General features: G+C 54.8%; 18 protein-coding genes. 7 read left to right on the forward strand and 11 right to left on the reverse strand.

The features are described from left to right. Positions 1 to 16 precede the first annotated feature (16 nt). The 3 genes from VGM48_RS11010 to VGM48_RS11020 form a co-directional block, all read right to left on the reverse strand. On the reverse strand, positions 17 to 1687 hold the full coding sequence (locus VGM48_RS11010) for a M28 family metallopeptidase (protein WP_331578977.1): 1671 nt from the start codon (positions 1685 to 1687) through the stop codon (positions 17 to 19). A gap of 13 nt (positions 1688 to 1700) precedes the next feature. Further along, a complete protein-coding gene (locus tag VGM48_RS11015) occupies positions 1701 to 3008 on the reverse strand; it encodes a BamA/TamA family outer membrane protein (protein ID WP_331578979.1) in 1308 nt (435 codons plus the stop codon). A gap of 148 nt (positions 3009 to 3156) precedes the next feature. Further along, positions 3157 to 4368: a HAMP domain-containing sensor histidine kinase gene (locus tag VGM48_RS11020; RefSeq protein WP_331578981.1), complete on the reverse strand. Its 1212-nt coding sequence runs from the start codon at positions 4366 to 4368 to the stop codon at positions 3157 to 3159. 217 nt (positions 4369 to 4585) lie between these two features. On the opposite strand from VGM48_RS11020, the gene VGM48_RS11025 reads away from it, so the two are divergent. After that, positions 4586 to 5011 carry a response regulator gene (locus VGM48_RS11025; protein WP_331578983.1) on the forward strand — a complete coding sequence of 142 codons (426 nt, stop codon included), beginning with the start codon at positions 4586 to 4588 and terminating at the stop codon, positions 5009 to 5011. Here VGM48_RS11025 and VGM48_RS11030 read toward each other — a convergent pair. Together VGM48_RS11030 and VGM48_RS11035 are read right to left on the reverse strand one after the other, a co-directional pair. Then, positions 5008 to 5544, reverse strand: coding sequence for a Crp/Fnr family transcriptional regulator (locus VGM48_RS11030; protein ID WP_331578985.1), 537 nt, complete (start codon positions 5542 to 5544; stop codon positions 5008 to 5010). The genes VGM48_RS11025 and VGM48_RS11030 overlap by 4 nt on opposite strands. 23 nt (positions 5545 to 5567) lie before the next feature. Further along, positions 5568 to 7574, reverse strand: coding sequence for a glycoside hydrolase family 97 protein (locus VGM48_RS11035; protein ID WP_331578987.1), 2007 nt, complete (start codon positions 7572 to 7574; stop codon positions 5568 to 5570). 284 nt (positions 7575 to 7858) lie between these two features. Between VGM48_RS11035 and VGM48_RS11040 the strand changes: the two genes are divergently transcribed. Continuing rightward, on the forward strand, positions 7859 to 8224 hold the full coding sequence (locus VGM48_RS11040; RefSeq protein ID WP_331578989.1) for an SWIB/MDM2 domain-containing protein: 366 nt from the start codon (positions 7859 to 7861) through the stop codon (positions 8222 to 8224). Positions 8225 to 8277: 53 nt separating this feature from the next. Here the strand turns inward: VGM48_RS11040 and VGM48_RS11045 are convergent, their stop codons facing one another. Then, on the reverse strand, positions 8278 to 8715 hold the full coding sequence (locus VGM48_RS11045; RefSeq protein WP_331578991.1) for a hypothetical protein: 438 nt from the start codon (positions 8713 to 8715) through the stop codon (positions 8278 to 8280). Positions 8716 to 8962: 247 nt separating this feature from the next. On the opposite strand from VGM48_RS11045, the gene VGM48_RS11050 reads away from it, so the two are divergent. Further along, entirely contained in the window at positions 8963 to 9358 is a 396-nt protein-coding gene (locus VGM48_RS11050) for a VOC family protein (RefSeq protein WP_331578993.1), read from the forward strand. Positions 9359 to 9400: 42 nt separating this feature from the next. Here VGM48_RS11050 and VGM48_RS11055 read toward each other — a convergent pair whose 3' ends face one another. After that, a complete protein-coding gene (locus tag VGM48_RS11055; RefSeq protein ID WP_331578995.1) occupies positions 9401 to 9886 on the reverse strand; it encodes a nuclear transport factor 2 family protein in 486 nt (161 codons plus the stop codon). 113 nt (positions 9887 to 9999) lie between these two features. Between VGM48_RS11055 and VGM48_RS11060 the strand changes: the two genes are divergently transcribed. Then, entirely contained in the window at positions 10000 to 10536 is a 537-nt protein-coding gene (locus tag VGM48_RS11060) for a GyrI-like domain-containing protein (protein WP_331578997.1), read from the forward strand. 18 nt (positions 10537 to 10554) lie between these two features. Next, on the forward strand, positions 10555 to 10797 hold the full coding sequence (locus VGM48_RS11065) for a CBU_0592 family membrane protein (protein ID WP_331578999.1): 243 nt from the start codon (positions 10555 to 10557) through the stop codon (positions 10795 to 10797). Here the strand turns inward: VGM48_RS11065 and VGM48_RS11070 are convergent. From VGM48_RS11070 to VGM48_RS11080, 3 genes are read right to left on the reverse strand one after another with little or no spacing between them, the layout of a single operon-like run. After that, the gene (locus VGM48_RS11070; RefSeq protein WP_331579001.1) at positions 10713 to 12227 is read right to left on the reverse strand and encodes a beta-N-acetylhexosaminidase; all 1515 of its coding nucleotides are present in this window, start codon (positions 12225 to 12227) and stop codon (positions 10713 to 10715) included. The genes VGM48_RS11065 and VGM48_RS11070 overlap by 85 nt on opposite strands. Continuing rightward, a complete protein-coding gene (locus VGM48_RS11075) occupies positions 12224 to 12994 on the reverse strand; it encodes a glucosamine-6-phosphate deaminase (protein WP_331579003.1) in 771 nt (256 codons plus the stop codon). Before VGM48_RS11075 ends, VGM48_RS11070 begins: the two co-directional genes overlap by 4 nt. Further along, positions 12981 to 14351 carry an N-acetylglucosamine-6-phosphate deacetylase gene (locus VGM48_RS11080; RefSeq protein WP_331579005.1) on the reverse strand — a complete coding sequence of 457 codons (1371 nt, stop codon included), beginning with the start codon at positions 14349 to 14351 and terminating at the stop codon, positions 12981 to 12983. The genes VGM48_RS11075 and VGM48_RS11080 overlap by 14 nt, the downstream gene beginning before the upstream one ends. A gap of 115 nt (positions 14352 to 14466) precedes the next feature. On the opposite strand from VGM48_RS11080, the gene VGM48_RS11085 reads away from it, so the two are divergent. Beyond that, positions 14467 to 15903 (forward strand): hypothetical protein, encoded by a 1437-nt coding sequence (locus VGM48_RS11085; protein ID WP_331579007.1) that lies wholly within the window; start codon positions 14467 to 14469, stop codon positions 15901 to 15903. On the opposite strand, the gene VGM48_RS11090 is transcribed toward VGM48_RS11085, so the two are convergent. Continuing rightward, a complete protein-coding gene (locus tag VGM48_RS11090) occupies positions 15900 to 16508 on the reverse strand; it encodes a flavin reductase family protein (RefSeq protein ID WP_331579009.1) in 609 nt (202 codons plus the stop codon). The two genes, VGM48_RS11085 and VGM48_RS11090, sit on opposite strands and share 4 nt — an antisense overlap. 155 nt (positions 16509 to 16663) lie before the next feature. On the opposite strand from VGM48_RS11090, the gene VGM48_RS11095 reads away from it, so the two are divergent. Further along, complete coding sequence (locus VGM48_RS11095; protein ID WP_331579011.1) at positions 16664 to 17458, forward strand: 2OG-Fe dioxygenase family protein; 795 nt, start codon at positions 16664 to 16666, stop codon at positions 17456 to 17458. The last annotated feature ends 8 nt before the right edge of the window (positions 17459 to 17466 follow it).

Consider the following 17466-nt stretch of genomic DNA (forward strand, 5'->3'; position numbering starts at 1 on the left):
CCACAAAAATACGATTTTATGGATGTCCGAACCTGCCGCCGAAGAAATCACCCTCGTTCCAAACCGGGCGGCCCGGGTCTTCGCAAACCAGCAGACCGATCAGGAAGTTCAGCTTTACATGCGTCGCGCCGGCACTGAAGTCAAAGGCCTGGCTCATGTCATCCTGTGGCGTGTGATAGGTCGTTCGCCGCCAGTCGACATCGGTGCGGCTCCGGTTGACGGTGTCCGCGGCAACGGTCCTGAAGCCGCTCTTTATAAACAGCGAAGGAATGCCCTGACGGATAAAGCTGTAATGATCGCTGCGGATGAACACGACCTGTTCCGGGAATGGATCCGGACCGATACCCAGCCCCATGTAACCCGCCGCGGCTTCCACCTGGCGCGACAGGCTGGAATGAAGGGCGCCATAGGGAACGATATCCAGTACCGGATGAAAGAAGAAAGGCATATCGAGGGACATATTGGCCACGATGTCTTTTTTCGGAACCGTAGGATGATGGATAAAATAATCGCTTCCCAGCAGCCCGTATTCTTCCCCGGTGACGATGGTGATGATGACCGATCGTTTGGGGGCCTTGGGCAGCCCGCGGAAAGTTCGGGCGATCTCCAGCAGCAAAGCCACGCCTGAAGCGTTGTCATGGGCCCCGTTATAGATGGAATCACCTTTTACCGGCGTGCCGATGCCGAAATGATCGAGATGCGCGGTATAAACGACATACTGATCCTTCCATTTCGGATCGCTGCCGGGAATGACCCCTACCAGGTTGGAGGTTGGAACATCGGTGTAGGCAGTCGTCACCCGCAGCGAGGCAGTCCTGTTCAACGGAAAAGATTGCGGTTCGCCGGCTTTTCTTTTGTCGAGAACGGCTTGCCAGCCGTGGCCGGAGCCGGCGAAAAGCATCTCGTTCAGCGAAGGGTTCAAGCCTCCGATAACCCGTAGTTCCGGGAAGTCGGGCTGTATGTTGCCGTTTGGCTCGGCCCAGCGATAGATTCCCTGGCCTATCCTTTTTACCGCGGCCTCCCACCCCGCTGCTGTGCCCGTGGGCGAGATCAGCAGGACGCCTACCGCCCCTCTTTTTACTGCCTCGGCATATTTTGTGGCAGTGGAGGAGAAATAAGCCCGCTCATTGGAAGGGAAGATGGCGGGCGCCTGACCAAACAACACGACGATCTTTCCCTTTACATCCGTGGCGCCGTAATCATCATACTTCAGTTCAGGCGCATAAATGCCATAGCCGGCAAAGACCAGGGGAGCCGTTACCGAAGAGGTCGGACTATAGAAATAGGGATAAAGCAGGAAGTCCTGACCATAGACCAGGCTTTGGGCTTTCGCGCCATCCATAAACGCAAAGGAAGAAGTGGCCGGCGCAACGAGCCCTTTTTTGAACAACAGCGGCTGGACATAGGAGTTGCCGGCGACACCGGGTTTTAGTCCCATGGCTTTCATCTTTCCCTGCACATATTCGGAGGCCCGGTCAAAACCCCGGGTGCCGGGCTGCCTTCCTTCCAGCGCATCGGACGCGAGCACATTCATGACGGCATGGATCGAATCGGGACTTACTTTTTCAAAGGCGCCGGCGACCTCTGATCGAAGTGCGGCGGGAATAGCAGTTGGTGTCTGGGTGCAGGCCGGCACAGAAAGAAGGGCCAGGCCCAGAACGAGAGCAGTCAGTTGATAGTTGGGCATAGTAGCAATATACTCAAAAACTCTCGTTCAGGTTCAGGAAGAAACCTTTGTTGCCGAATCGGCCCCAGGCATAGTCAAGCGCCAGATTGGTACGGGTGGCTTTGTTGAACAACACGCGAAAACCGGCGCCATATCCCGGCTGAAACTGCTGGAACAGCTTCGTCCCATGCTCATCGTTTCCTGACTGGAGGTTTCCGAACACGACCCCGCTGATGAATTGGTTGGACAGAAGGGGAAAACGCAATTCGGCTTCGGTATCGTTGAATTGCGTTCCCTTGAAGTATTGAGCCGTATATCCCCGGCCGCTCCGGTAGGTGCCGTCCCGCGCGGTGCCGGGAAGCTCGAGATAGGGAATATCGCCGCTTACCAGGTAAGAACCCCAGTTCCACAGCGCCAGCACGAATTGCGGGTGCGTGGGAGAAAGGGAGAAGTATTTTTTGAAGTCGGAGGTCAGCTGCACCGAATTTTTCGTACTGCCGATCCAGGTTTGGTTCACCCGGATCCCGAAGTCGAAAAAAATACCTTTGTACGCGCGGTTGGGATTGTCCCGGGTGATGTATTCCAGGTTGAAGAGAAATCCGTTTGCCAGGTAGTGATCCTGGGGAAATCCATGCCGGATGTTATAGACGCTGGAAGGGGTGGCATTCGCGGCAGTGTCCCCGACATCGATGTGATCCCTGATCTCGAAAGACAATCCGGCGCCGAGGAACAGGTTCTTTGCAACATTCTTGTATATCTTTTCCCGGATGTTGTAATAGTGAGAGTGAATGGCGTGCCCCTTATGCGCAGGATTCGCCAGCACGGAGTCGGCCGCTGTCCCCCCCTTTATGGGCCGGCCGATGCCATAACCAAAATCGGGGGTCACCGTTTTAGCGGCTACCAGGTTGCCCTGGAAATTATATTTATTGCCGGGAGTAAAGAGATTGTGGTTGACATAAAAATAAATGATGCCCTTCGTCGTGATGGACGCCGATGTGGCCGCTGTCGAGAAAAGGGTCTTGGGATCGTTGCCAAGGCGCTTGCCGGCTACGGCCTTTATCCCCAGCTGTCCGCCGATGGTGGGGTTTGCCGCAACATTGGGAACGACGGTTATGCCCGAACGGTTGTGGCCGGGTTTGGCGGGTCGCCCGTGATTTAGGATGAACCGGGTCAGATCGCCAAAATCATATTGGCCGGAGACATCTTCGGTTGGATGCTGATCCTGCGCCAGCTTCAGGCGGATGGAATCCGATTTGAGGGAATCCGCCGGATGGCCTACCTGGCCGTAAGCAATGCCGCGGATGCTGATGAATAAAATTAATAAGTAGCTGATCCTGCTCATGAATTACCTTGTACCTCTTCTATTTACAAACGCCATTCCGATTATCTTCCAACTGTAAAATTACGGGCAATGGATAGAAATTCCCGAAAAAGGGGCGCTAAATGCCATAAGTCGGGGAAAAGCCGGGTTATTTTACCTGTTTTGCAGATCAGGCAACTGGCCCTCCGGCCTTTATACGCGGCAGCGTAAAATAGAACGCGGAACCGACGGATTCGTTCTTCTCTGCACGAATGGTCCCCTTGTGCTCCCTGATAATATCCGAGCTGATATAAAGCCCCGTTCCAAACCCGCTGTATTTATCGGCGACGGCTTCGTCCCGGAAATATTTGTCAAAGATGCGGCTCATGTTCTCCTCGGAGATGCCGATACCCTCATCGCGCACACGGATGGTGAGGTTGTCCGCATCGCAGGAGCAATCGATATCGATCTGGGTATCGGCATTGGAGTATTTCGCGGCATTACCGACAAGATTGGTCAGCACCTGCTCCATCCGCAATCCGTCCATCCGAACCCGAACCTCGGTAATGCAGGGTTGCCAGAACAGCCGATGCGAAGGAACCAGGTGTTCAAGCAGCGGGATCAGGTCCTGCAAATAACCGTTCCAGCCCCATTCCTGCATTTGATAATTCATTTTTCCCGATTCGATCGTCGAGAGATCCAGCAGCTGCCCGATGAGGATGTGCAGCTTGTTTACCTGGCTGTCGATCTTCTCGATATACCGCTGGGTCTTTGCCGGATCACCCGCGGCGCCCGTTTGCAGAGCCAATTTGGTAAAGGCCACGATCGAGGTAAGCGGGGTTTTCAGTTCATGGCTGGCGATGCTGATAAACTCGCTCTTTTTCTCATCCAGCAGACGGCTGCAACGCCGTTCTTCCTCCTGTTCCCCCGCCTGCCAATGCAGGTCAGCAGTCCTGAGCTTTAATTTTTCATAGGGTGTGGCGGGTTTCACCGATTGGAAATGCTCCATTGCTTCGTTAACCATCTTGTCCGTCACGCGGAGGCTGCGGGGAATGCCGATACACACCGTGATCACCGGCGCATATTTCTGTTCCAGATGAAATTCGGGAACCAGCAGTTGAACATAGCGTAACCCCTCCTCCGATTCCCTCACGACGATATCGGCAGGCCAGGTGACCTGACCGCCAAGCGAGTATTTGCCGTGGTCCTTTTTGACGTAAATGGTCAACAAGCCTTTATCCGTCTTGTCAACGATAACCCGGCACACCTCCGCAACGGCAGTGGCGACGGTTGTCTGTGTCGAATCCGGCAGGGAAAAAAAATGGGCGACATTGACCATGCGTTTGTGGGCAACCACGATATCCATTTCATTTTCCAATGAAAGCCTGGTGATCTCTGTCATGATTAAACTGATTTACACACTATTACGGATGATCCATCCATCTCTCGCAGAACTCCCTGTAAAGCGCCGGTGCAATTATCGTTCCATGGGGCGCACCGCTTTCTCACGTAAAGGTTCAGGGCATCGGTCAATTCTTGTCGTTTTATTGTATGTTTGGCATAGATGTAGATAATAATCCCTTGCAGCCGCTGATTTCGCGCCTATTAACGGATAATGTATGAAGAAAAAGATCCTGATCTTCGATGACGATGCGGACATCCTGGAAGTATGTGCCATCGTTTTGGAATCAAACGGATTCGAGGTGGTTACTCAGAACAATTGCGAGAACCTCCTGAGCAAGGTGCTGGATACCGCACCGGATGTCGTATTGATGGATAACAAGATCCCGCCACTCGGGGGTATCGTGGCCACGCAGGAGATAAAGGCAACTCCCGCCTTTCACCGGCTGCCGATCGTTTATTTCAGCGCCAACCTGGACATCGCCCGGCTGGCGGGAGAGGCAGGGGCGGATCGCTATATCGAGAAGCCGTTCGACCTCGATGCGCTGGTGCTCCTTTTGCAGCAGGCCTGTGGCGAGCCGGCCTGTGGCGAGCAGGCCTGTGGCGAGCCGGCCGGTCAGCAATCATCGTCCGCCACGGGTTAAAAACCCTTCCCTGCCTTATTTCTGATCCTACTGAGTGAGACCGGTGTTATACCCAGATAGCTGGCGATATAATGCTGGGGGATGCGTTGGATGATCTGGGGATGTTCATTCAGCAGCTTTTGATAGCGCTGCGGGGGCGTGTCGCGGATATGAGAAAGGAACAACGAGGAATAATGCTCCAGCCGCTGATAGACGCTTTCCTCGACAAGTCCCTTGAAGCCCGGAGCCTCGGCCAGCAGGATATCGAAATTCTTTTTGGTGATCACCAGCAGCTCACAGGGTTCGAGGCTTTCGATACTGAAAAGGCTCGGCCGGCCGTTGCGAAAGCTTTCGATGGAAGACACGGCCTGACCCTCGAAAAAGAACTGGAAAGTGATGTCTTTACCATTGTTGTTGAACCAAAGCCGCAGACAGCCTTTTTGAATGGCATAGGCCTGCCGGGCAACCTCGCCTTCGCGTAAGAGCGTCGTTCTGGCCGGAATAACCTTCTCCGTCCACAAATGCCTGTATTGGCTCCAATAGGTATCGGGCATAGTTGAAAGATAGGGAAAAGCGACTATAGTTTTCGCAGGATGACAGCCTGGCCGCCACCGTCGGCCAGCACGGCTTCGATGCTGTCCGTCGATTCGACGACCCGGCTAGTCCGGATGAGCCGGTTGGGGTGTCCCGCCGCATCGGGAGCATCGCTGAAGATAGTCGCCTCATAACGGCCGGATGACAGGAACCGGAGCGGGATCCGCAGAGTGCGGGCGATTGGGCCGCTGATGGTTCCGATAAACCAGTCATCGCCGTTGCGCCGCGCGACGGTCGCCCACTGCCCGGGCATGGCGGTCGGGACCTTTGTCTCCTCCCAGTTGGAAGGGACAGCCTTTATAAATTCGAATCCCGGCTGGCCCTCATAAGCCGCCGGATAGTCACACACCATCGGCAGATAGCTTTCCAGCACGACATACATCGCAAGCATATGGCATCGGGTACCCAGCACCAGCGGCCGGGTAAATTGCGCCCGGTATTCCGAGCGCGGCACGGCACGGAACCCGCCCAGATGATAGTCGGTGGCTCCGGCCAGTAAGCGGGTAAAGACGACGTTGAGGTCGTCTTCGGGCGTGATGGGATTATCCCATTTGTCATTCTCATAATTGAGCGTCCCCTCACGCGTAAGCTCGTTTGGCCAGGTGCGGATCAACCCGGTGGGTTTGTAAGCCCCATGGAACTGGATGTGCAGGTGATGGGCGGCAGCCTTGCGCAGGATCTCCGTTTGGATATTCACCATCTGCTGGTCATCCCGGTCCATGAAATCCACCATCATCCCTTTTATCCCCCATTGCTCAAACCGGGTGAATGTTTTGTCGATATCCCGCAGGAGGGGTTGCCAGTGGACCCAGACACGAATGCCCACCCCTTTTGCGGCGGCATAATCGCAGATTTGTTTCATGTCGAGACCGGGTATCGGTTCAGAAGGGTCGGAATGCGGACCGGGGGCATAGCTGACACCATCATTCTTATACCACGCGGTGCCGCCAAAGCCGATGACCGTATGATAGGCGATCCCCTGGCGGGCGCAGAAATCGATATAGTATTGGTTGGTCTCGAAGTTGATGCCCGGTGAAAAGCTCGTATCTGGTACGACATCCCCATTCCACCAGTGAAAATCCGTCTTGCCGGGGTGAAGCCAGGAAATATCTTTTATTGCGCAGGAGTCGTTCAGGTCGGTAAGCAGGTTGGATTCGAGAAAAGCGCCTGGCCGCGGACCGATGAAGAGCACCCTCCAGGGACTGCGGTGGGGCAGGATGGCCTCTACCCTGATCCCGTGGCCGCCGGGAAGCGGAGATAATTCGCTTGTCAGAATCCCCTTGTGTTTGATAAGATACATCCCGGCATAGTCGGTAAGCCTGGCTTCGGTGACGGCCATATAAAGCGGCTCGGTCCCCGTGTTCTTCCCGGGGAATTCCAGGAAGACCGGCGTGTCCATAAGAGTATCGCTCTTTACTTCGCTAAAAGGCAGCCGGGTATAGCGGCCTTCGTGCGAGCTGGTATATCCCGGAAGATAAGAGGCTTGCAAAAACGGATCGCCGGCAAGCCGGATACCACTATTCTCGGCGAGCAGCGCGTACCGCGTCCAGCCTGCCTGCTTTGGGAAGACCCAGCAAAAAGCGATGCCGTCGTTATAGGCCCTGAACACAAGGGTAAGCCGGCGATGACGGGAGCGGGGTTCTTCCATCGTAATGGCCGTTTCATGATAGCTATCGCTGACCCTCCTGTTGCGGCCTATCGGTAGAGTGTAGCTGTCAACCCCTTCCCGGGAACCGGATCGGATGAGCATTCCCCGGCCGAAGAAGGAAGCGCCCCCGGGAGCGCCGGGTTCTTTGAACACGAGGTCCAGCGGGGAAGCGTCGACAATCGGCATTGCCTTATAGAAGACGCTGTAAAGCGGAACGCTGTCCGTAAGCCGGACAACAACCCGGATATTGCCGTCGGGCGAGTGCAACTCGATGTCATTGGCGAAGCCCGTCATAGAGAGAAAGAGGGCGGTGACGAACGGGAAAAGGCGGATGGCAGGCATCAGGGACAATTTTTGCAAAGATAGGTGTATGGGAATATCATGCATTTTCAAAGGCGAAATTCAGGCCTGGCGCGGGTTTCCCGGCATTGCCCGGCCGGCGCCGATGACACCCCGGAGACCAGGGTCCCGTCGGCGCCCGAGGGATTTTCACCATTCTCCGAGGGAAAACCACCATTCTCCGAGGGAAAATTAGCCGCCGCTTGTCGAAAATTTTAAAAAATTATGCATTCAGAAAAATTAAAATCTGTACTTTTATTTCATTAACCCATTAAAATGAAATAATCATGGCAAAAGCTATCAAGAAGGCTGCGAAGAAAGCGGCCAAAAAAACCGCCAAAAAGGCTCCTGCAAAAGCAGCGAAAAAAGCCCCGAAGAAGGCGGCTAAGAAGGCTTCCACCCGCAAGCCCAATGCGGCATTTATGGCTCCTCTTTCTCCCAGCGCTACACTGGCCGAGGTCATCGGCAGCAAGCCCTTGCCGAGAACGGAGATCGTAAAGAAAATATGGGATTATATCAAGAAGAACAACCTGCAGGATAAGAAGAACAGGCGTATGATCAATGCCGATAGCAAGCTGAAAGCTGTCTTCGGTGGAAAAGATCAGGTCTCCATGTTCGACCTCGCAAAGATCGTGAGCAAGAACGTGAAGTAAGTTGTCTCACAACATTTAACCGGCCATCGATGTATCGATGGCCGGTTTTTTTATTACAGATCGACCTCCAGCTCCTGGCCGGCGATCGCATAAAAGAAGTTCTGCAGCTGGTGTACATACCTGATGGGGACGCGGGTCGGCGTTGAGTGCCTGAGCTTCAGCCCGTCATCGGTCAGTTCGAAGTCCGTGTGCGTATTACCGTAAGTAAAGATCCACTCGTCGCGAACGAAATTCCGGAAGCCGCATTTCTCGAGCACCTTTGGAGTCAGTTTGATAGGCTCGATCTCCTGCAGTTCGGCCTCCTTTACGACTTCCACTACCTGCATGGTATAGGAATAGTTATAGCCGTTGCTCACTTTTGAGGTCTGTCTGTTTACGTTGAGTTGAGTGTCGTATACGACGGTGTTGGAGAGGATTTGCTGGACGGTGATCACTTCGCCCTGTTGGTTAAACACCTTGTTGCCAAATCTAAGATCTTTTGCGTGTAACATAGAGTCCGTTTTACAATTTTGAAATACAATGAATTGTCTCACGGTATTTCAAGGGAATAGACTCTGTCCAGGTAGGATTAACGAGGTAAAAATAGCAGGTGAACCCGGATTTTGCAACCCTCCGGCTCAAAAAAGTCCGCATAACCGCGTAGAAAAGATTTAGACGGACTGGTTATCAGCCACCTGGGAAATGTTAATGTGCATAATTAGACCGTAAATTAGCTGTTCAAACCGAAAACATATTTCCATGAATGAGTCACCCAAAACCTTTTTCGCCCCGCAGCTGATCATCAAAAGCGGGGTTATGGAGCTCGATTTTTATATCCATGCCTTCGGGGCGGTGGAACTGCGACGCTTCAGCAACGACGACGGCAGTATCCATGTCTCGGAGATGACGATCGACGGCAACCTGTTCCATTTTCATGAAGAGCGACAGTCGAAGGGTAACATCGATCCGGAGCGGGCCGGGGGTGTGACCACGATAATTGGGTTGTTTGTTCCCGATGTCGACGCGGTAATGGGGCGTGCAGTAGCGGCAGGTGCCCGCATCACGTCGCCGGCGCAGGATTATGAATATGGCTACCGGCAGGGTTCGCTGGTCGATCCTTTTGGCCATGAATGGCTGATCGAGAAGCGTATCTAGCCGCGGGGCGCGTGAGTATGCGGCCGCTTTGAAAGCGGACGCCTAACTGGTGTGATCATGCAGGATCTTCCAGCCTGTGCCGGTATGCACACAGACAAGGGAGAACCAGCCCGAAAGGGTGGGCAGATGATTTCCGGCGAGCGTAAACCGGCCGGTCAGCAGGACATAGTACCCGGCAAGCGGAGTTATTTTAAACTGATCGAAGCTAAGCTGCTGACGGGCGGCGCCTTCCTTGAAATAGGTTTGGCGGTAATGGATCATCATCGAGTCCTTACCGATCAGCCCATGATGGGACATCATCGTGGCGTTGTCGTCATAAGAATTCATGAACCCGGCCAGATCACCATTATTCCAATCATCGGCTGACTTTCGCAGGACGCCGGTCAGCGCGCTCGAATCTGCGGCCGCCATTACCTTCCGGTTGGCTTTTGCAACACTGTCCGGCAGTTCGTGCACCGTGTCGACGGTCGAGCCGCCACAGCCTGCGGCCAGCAAGGCCGGAAATAGGAAGAGGAGGAAGTTTTTCATTGTATTCTAAAGATAGGGAAAAAAGCCCCTGAAATTGTCGCTTTTACCCCGTCTTGAACTTGGCGGGATCGGGTATTTTTGCAGGAGCCATTGCTCATAAAACAATCGAACCTATGCTTTCAACACCCGTCATCCACCATCGAAATGAAAGGTATTATGTCGCGATCCGGCTGACGGTCGCCCCACACGATATTCCCACCACCCTTCCCCAACTGTATCCTGAGCTCTATTCCTGGTTGAAAAAGCAGGAGATCACTCCGGATGGTCCACCCTTCTTTCAATATCTCATGATGCGGGAGGACGGCCGGCTACAGGTGGAGGTGGGAGTGCCGGTTCCCGAGGCCGTGGCCGGCGATCACCGGGTCATCGGCGGCTTGTTCCCTGCCGGGGAATATGCTACGTTGATCCATACCGGCGACTACCGTCACCTGATGGAAGCGCATATGGCGCTGGACACCTGGATCGGGGAGGCCGGCCATTGCGATAAGGAGATGATCCCCGGCGAGGGAACGGCATTTGGCAGCCGCACCGAGTTCTATCTTACCGATGAACGCGAGGTGCCCGATCCGGCGCAATGGCAGACGGAGGTCGCTTTTTTCCTGCCCGCAAAAGATAGCCGGAGCGCACGGCTTTTACCGATCACGCTGTAATTATCGTAAGTTGCGGCCATGACGATAACCGATTATACCGGGGCCACCGGCGTGACTCTCCTGCTGATAGCCTTCTTTCTGAATTTGATCGGCAGGATGTCGAAGGAAGGCGGCGCATATCTTCTTTTGAATATGATCGGCGCGGGGCTGGCCTGTGGGGCATCGGTGATGCTGCGCTATTGGCCCTTTATCATCCTCGAAGGCTGCTGGACATTGGTGTCCGCCGTGGGATTGGTTCGATCCCTCGTTAGCCGGGCGTAGAGTTCACGCATGCGGAAGGCGCGAAGCTCGTTCTCATGATCGAGTTCGGCGGGATAGAAGGCCTCTTTGTTGAGGGCGATGAAGCGGCGGGCGAGGATCGTTTCGGTGTCGAGAAGCGCTCGCAGGCGGGCGGCGAGGGCCGGAACGGCGCCCGCACCGAAGCCGGGGGCGTTGGCTTCCGACTCGATGCGCTCAAAGAGCAGGTGCTCGACACGGATATCGGCCATCAGCAGATAGTGTTCGTATTCGGAGGAGTTCTTCTGAGGATGAAGGGTTCGCAGGGTTTGCGCAGCAGCAGTTCCGGTGTCGGTAAGCCCGCGCCAAAAGACAAGCGCCTGCTCGCGGGTGAAACCATATTGCCGATGACAGTAGTCGATGACGAAGGCCTGGATGTCGAGGGGCATCTGTTCTTTCAGGCTTTCGAAGTACTCGGCGATAAGAATATTGAACCCGGTGATCGGATACACATGCCGGATAGCCTGAAGGTCCGAGAGTTCGTCCTCCGATTCATAGGTGTAGGAATAGGCGCCGGAAGTGGACCAGGAGGTGAGGACCATTCCCTTATAGCCCATACTCCGGGCATAGGGTACGAAGTCGCGGATATTGTCGAAGTGTTTCCCCCATTTTGTCTGATAAAAATTATCGGGGCTGCTGCGGATCGCGGGTGCGCCCCAGATCGTATAGCCGCTGGCCAGCAGTTTTTTGTGATCGCCGAAATGATCCATACTCCAGCCATAGTTCCAGTCTACCAGGATGGTGCCCGCCGGCAGCCGCTTGACCGCTTCCGGATATTTCAACACCATATCCGCCCAAAGGATGGGTTTCTTGCCAAGCCGGAGGACGATGTTGCAGAGCATGCTGACATAATCGATGTAAAGTTTCGAGATGCCCTCCTCTGCCACCTTGCGGCGGCAACGTTCACAGTGCCCCAGCAGGTAGGTTTCGTCGCAGCCGATGTGGATATACGGTGAGGGATGCATCTGCGCAAGCTCGGTATACAGCTGGGTGAAAAGAAGGCTGTCTTCGGCGACCCGCAAGGGACAGACCTGGGACAGGGCCTTGTTGTCTTCACGCAGGCCGCTATAACGCTTGTTGCGGAGGATGTATTCGACATGGCCAAAGCTCTGTTGCAGCGGGATGACCTCGATATGGAGATCTTTACAGAACGCGATGAAGGAGGCGATCTCCGCCCTGGTATAGGCATAGCGGTTGGGGATAAGCGGGTTTTTCTCAAAAGGGAAGGTGCCTTCATACTCCATGATGAGGGTGTTGATGCCGCCGGCCTGGAGCTTCTGGGCAAAGGCCTCGAGGGCGGGCAGGGTCATCACCTGGATGCGGAGGTCGAGATGAAAGGCCTTGACGGCGAAGTTGGTCTGGGCCTGTACATTCATCGAAAGCATCGCCAGCGCGAGCACCAGTAGTTTTTTCATGTTGACAAGAGTTTGCTGCTGTCGCGGTCGAGAAAGAGTTGCACCGCGGGATGTTGTTTTAAGATCGTCGACGGGTAGCGTTCGGTCACGGGTTGGTCGAAGGTGTTGGCGACGGCGCGGGCCTTGCGTTCGCCGGGTACCATCGAAAAAAGGTAACGGCCGGCCATCAGCGCGGGAATCGTGATGGTCAGGGCTTGTAGCGGCACCGCGGCCAGCGTGGGGAAGCAGCCGTCGTTCACCTGTTGCCGGCGGCAGTCCGCGTCGAGGGTTACGATCTTGACGGTTTGCGGGTCGCGGAAATCGGCGACGGGAGGATCGTTAAACGCAAGATGGTTGTTCTCGCCGATGCCGAGACAGACGATGTCCGTTGGATGGGCCTGGAGCAGGGCGGTATAGCGGCGGCATTCGGCTTCCGGGTCGGCGGCCAGGCCGTTCATCAGGTTGACGCTCCGGAATGGATGTTTGTCGAAGATATGCCTCTTCAGATAGTAGCCGAAGGACTGGGGCGCTTCGGGGCCCAGTCCCAGATATTCATCCATATGAAAGGCGTTGATCCGGTCCCAGTCGAGGGGTTGCCGGTTCAGCGCGGCCAGGAATTCGTTTTGCGAAGGGGCGGCGGCAAAGACGATATTGACCGTTTCCCGGGTCGTAAGCAGCGTCCGGATAGTAATGGCGGTTGCCGCGGCGGCCGCTTCACCGAGGTCGGTGCGACTGTCGAAGATATGGACTCCGAGATTGTGGCTATCGCGGATACTATCGCTTTGCATGTTGTTCCCTCTCTTTTGTATAGACGATCTCGCCGCCGATGATGGTATGATCGATGTTGATGTCTTCGTCAAAAATGAGGATATCGGCGTCCTTGCCGGCGAGGATCGAGCCTTTGCGGTCGCCGACACCCATGATCGCCGCGGGAGTGCTGGTCATCATCCGAACGGCATCGGATACGGGCACACCGGCAAGCCGGATCATATTCCTTACCAGGCGGTCGGCCGTGGCCACGCTGCCGGCAAACGCGCTGCGGTCGGGTAGCTTCGCCACTCCATCCTCGATGATCACCGGCTGCCCGCTGTTCTTCCCGCCAAGGATGCTTTCACCCGGAGGCATGCCCGCACCGCGCATCGCGTCGGTGATGAGCGCTATGCGGCCGGGTCCCTTGATCTTGCATACCAGCTGAAGCAATGCGGGGGGCAAGTGGACGCCGTCGGCAATGATCTCGACGGTCATTTCATCCATCAGAAAAGCGGCTTCGATGGCGCCTGCATATCGGGTGGTGCCGATGCGGGTGACGCCCAGCATGGCCGAGTAGAGATGCGTAGCATGGGTATACCCGCGTTCGAAAGCTTTTTGGATATCCTCACAGAGGGCATCGGTGTGGGCCCATGCGGCAAGGATGCCTCTCCCCTTTAGCCAATCGGCCATCTCGAGGGCGCCGGGCAGCTCGGGAGCTACACTCCAGCGGCGAATGCCGGGGAAGCGGGTCGTCAGTTCGCGATATTCGGCGGGGTCAGGGTTGCGGACATAGCGGGGATCCTGCGCGCCGCGCTGGGCCATCGCAAAATAGGGGCCTTCAAGATGCATGCCGATGAATTGGGCGCCGGCGGCATTTGGAGTTGCACGGAGACCTGGCCCCTCTGGAGCTTGCGATGCGGCACGGCTTTGCGATGCGGCAAGGCTTTGCGATGCGGCACGGCTTTGCAGGCCGGCGAGGCGCTCGTAGGTCTCGAGGGTGGTGAGCAGCTCCGCCTTTCCGGCGCTAAGCGTGGTGGGGGTCATCGCCGTGGTGCCATGCCGGGCATGGAGTTTCGCGATGCCGAGGAAGGCCTCGTCGGTGCCATCCATGAAGTCATGGCCCCCGCCGCCGTGGACATGGAGGTCGATAAAGCCCGGGGAAACATACCGGCCCGCTGCGTCGATGACCAGCGTGTCGGCGGAGTCCGGGATGCCGGGGGTGTCTGCGGAGTCGGGGGTGTCTGCGGAGTCAGGGATGTCGGCCGCGCCATTGCGGGCGGGCTCACCCCCTTCACTGATCGCAGCGATCCGGCCCCCGGCAAGCAGCAGAGTGGCATTGGAAAGAACCCGGTAAGGGGTTATGATCCGGCCATTAACGATCCTGATAGGGCGCATGGTAAAAAATGAGTGAAAAAACAGTATGCTAAGTAACAAAATTTAACGTTATAGTTCGCGGTGATAACTGCTTAACAGATAATTATTTGGTAATGGGAAATATGTATCTTTGTGCATGAGCGTCATTCACAACAAGGATTTAGGGACGAAACAAAAGGCGCTTGCCATCAATCTTGATCCACAGATTTACGGCTCCTTTGCAGAGATCGGCGCCGGCCAGGATGTCGCAGCCTATTTTTTTAAGGCAGGCGCTTCTTCAGGCACTATCGCCAAGACGATGTCGGCTTACGACATGACTTTTTCCGATGCTATTTATGGAGTTCAGAAGGGCCGCCGGTATGTAAGCGAAGCGCGGCTTCTGGCGATGCAGGAAAAAGAATATGGATTGTTGATCGAACGGCTCGCCGAATCGCGCGGCGACAAGACGACCTTCTTTTCTTTTGCGGATACCATGTCGGCCCTCAACTATCACAAAACGAACGAAGGACATGGCTGGATGGGCGTTCGGTTCCAGCTGACACCGAATGGTCCGCACAATGACGTCGTCCTGCACGTGAAGCTGCTGGATAACGACAACGTCCTGCAACAGGCCGCCGTGGGGGTCCTTGGCGTTAACCTGCTCTACGCCTGCTTTTACTATCACACTCATCCGAATATTTTCCTGCTTTCCCTGATGGACAACCTGTCGAAGGATGCCATCCAGATCGATATGATCCGGTTCGAAGGTCCCGACTTTGCAAAGGTCGACAACCGGCTCATGTCACTGCATCTCGTAAAATATGGATTTTCGGATGCCGCCCTCTTCGGACCGGACGGCAAGAATATGCAGCCTTCCGAAGTGCTGTATAAGAAACATCTGGTGATGATCCGCGGGCGGTTTCGTCCCGTCATCAACGTACACCTGGACATGCTGACAAATGGAGTGCTGCAGTTTATGCAGGAGCCCGACGTCGACAAGGATAATCTTGTGGTCGTTACCGAACTGACCCTGCAGGCCCTGAAAGAACGGGATGCCGACCCAACGGCCGAGATCGATGAAAAGGACTTTCTCGACCGGGTGGATATCCTTTCTGCGCTGGGCCAGACGGTGCTGATCTCGGATTTCCATGAGTACTATAAGCTGGTATCTTATCTTTCGAAGATCACAAAGCTGAAAATGGGCGTTGTGTTAGGGTATCCCAACCTCGAATATATTTTTTCCGAAGAACATTACCAGGACCTGCAGGGAGGCATCCTGGAATCGTTCGCCACCCTCTTCAGCCGAAACGTAAAACTGTTCATCTATCCTACACTGCGAAACGGCATCATCTATAACTGCCTTCGGTTCGACCCGCCCACCCATCTGGTGGACCTGTATCGTTACCTGATCGCCAACAACAAGATCGAAGACATCCGGCACTACGAGGAGCGCAACCTCCAGGTCCAGACAGACCGGGTCCTGCATATGATCAAGCACGGCGAACAGGGATGGGAGGAGTATGTGCCGCCCGAGGTCGTCACCATGATCAAACAGCGCTGCCTGTTTGGGGTGGCCTGCGAACCGAAGGGCTAGATCTCCGCCTTGAACGTTTTGCCCAACTCCTTGCCCAGTTGGCGGTAGTGACGGAAATTGTAAATAAGCGGATTCCATTTAACGGGATCGATATGGTTGGCATCGGCAATGATACTCTCATGCGCATGGATCTTCACCACCCTTACAGCCACAGCAGCCGTGTCGCCGGCCTCTTTGGGGTCGTCGGTAATGACGATCACCTCCTTCAAAACCGCTTCCAGTTGGAGAAGGCATTCGGCAATCCGCGGAGGCTTTACCGTTTCAGCTGCTAATTTTGAGAAACCCCCGGCTTTAAATTTATCGGGCTCATACGTATAGCGGCCTTTTTTATATTCAGGAACAGGCTGCGCGCCGGTGAGGGTGGCAATGCTTTCCACCTTATCAAAAAGTGAGTGATCGGCAAGGTTTACCACACATTCTTTCGTGGCGATCAGATTTTGATAGGTCTTTGACGCACACTCCAGTCCCAGCATCATCGTCCATCCCAATGCCCAGACGGAAGACATCGGGCCGATATTGGCATTGCCGGCATGATCAAGGGTGGTGATAAGGGCAACCGGAGTGCCGAAGTACAGGATCGTCGGTTCTATTATACGGTGTTGCATGTAGTATCGGCACAAAATTTCATGCCACGAAGTGTACAATTTTCAATATTATTACATATAAACTTTCAGTGATGCACACCCAGGGTCAGCAACCGTCCGAGTTGGATTTATCAAATTTCTTATATGAGGCCATTGACGCCTCAAAATTTATCGATGTGCACAGCTGGTCTCCCTTCTTCGACGAGATCCCCGTTGATCCCTATATCCGGGACGGCTATAGATACAAGTCGATCGCCTGGTTTAGAATGAAGCATGCAATGGCCGCTCCGATAAAAGCAATTGATGAACATATTTCCATGGTCAACCAGTTAAGCGGCATGAGCGATGCGCAAAGCAACCGGTATCTCAGTACTGGACTTCCGGCCTGGCAATCCGACGAAACGGGCTATCGATGCTGGAATTTGCCGCAGTACGCCCTGCAACAATCGATCAGGTATAATCCCGTTCATGGCGATATGCGCAGGGAATATCCCCGCATCAGCAATAACATCACCGACAGCCCGGATTTTCATAAACTGTTGGCCTGCTATGCCGCCTTTTTCGGTTGGAGTGACGCCATCGTGCTGGTGCAGTTCCAACGGGTGGATTGCTTCACAAACCGAATCGGCCTCCCCGCCGTGGAGGGTTTTCACCAGGACGGCAACAGGCATGTTGGAATGCTGGTAGTCAATCGGACCAACCTTACGGATGATTCAGGGGTCAGCCAGTATGTATTGGATGATCAAGGCAAAAAGACGGATGACCTCGTATTCAATTCGGTAATACCCGCGGGGCAGCTGATCTTCTGGAACGACAAAAGGGTCTGGCACTATGGCACTGAGCTCAAAGTCGCGGACGGAAGCGTGAATGGCGGGAGGGGAACAAGAGATATCATTATTCTCAGCGCCAAGACACCGCCGGCCAATATGCCCATTGGGCCGGTGCCGGAGCCATTCAGAAAAGCGATATGAGATCAACG

The sequence above is a fragment of the Puia sp. genome, from assembly GCF_036500295.1.
Lineage (GTDB): Bacteria > Bacteroidota > Bacteroidia > Chitinophagales > Chitinophagaceae > Puia.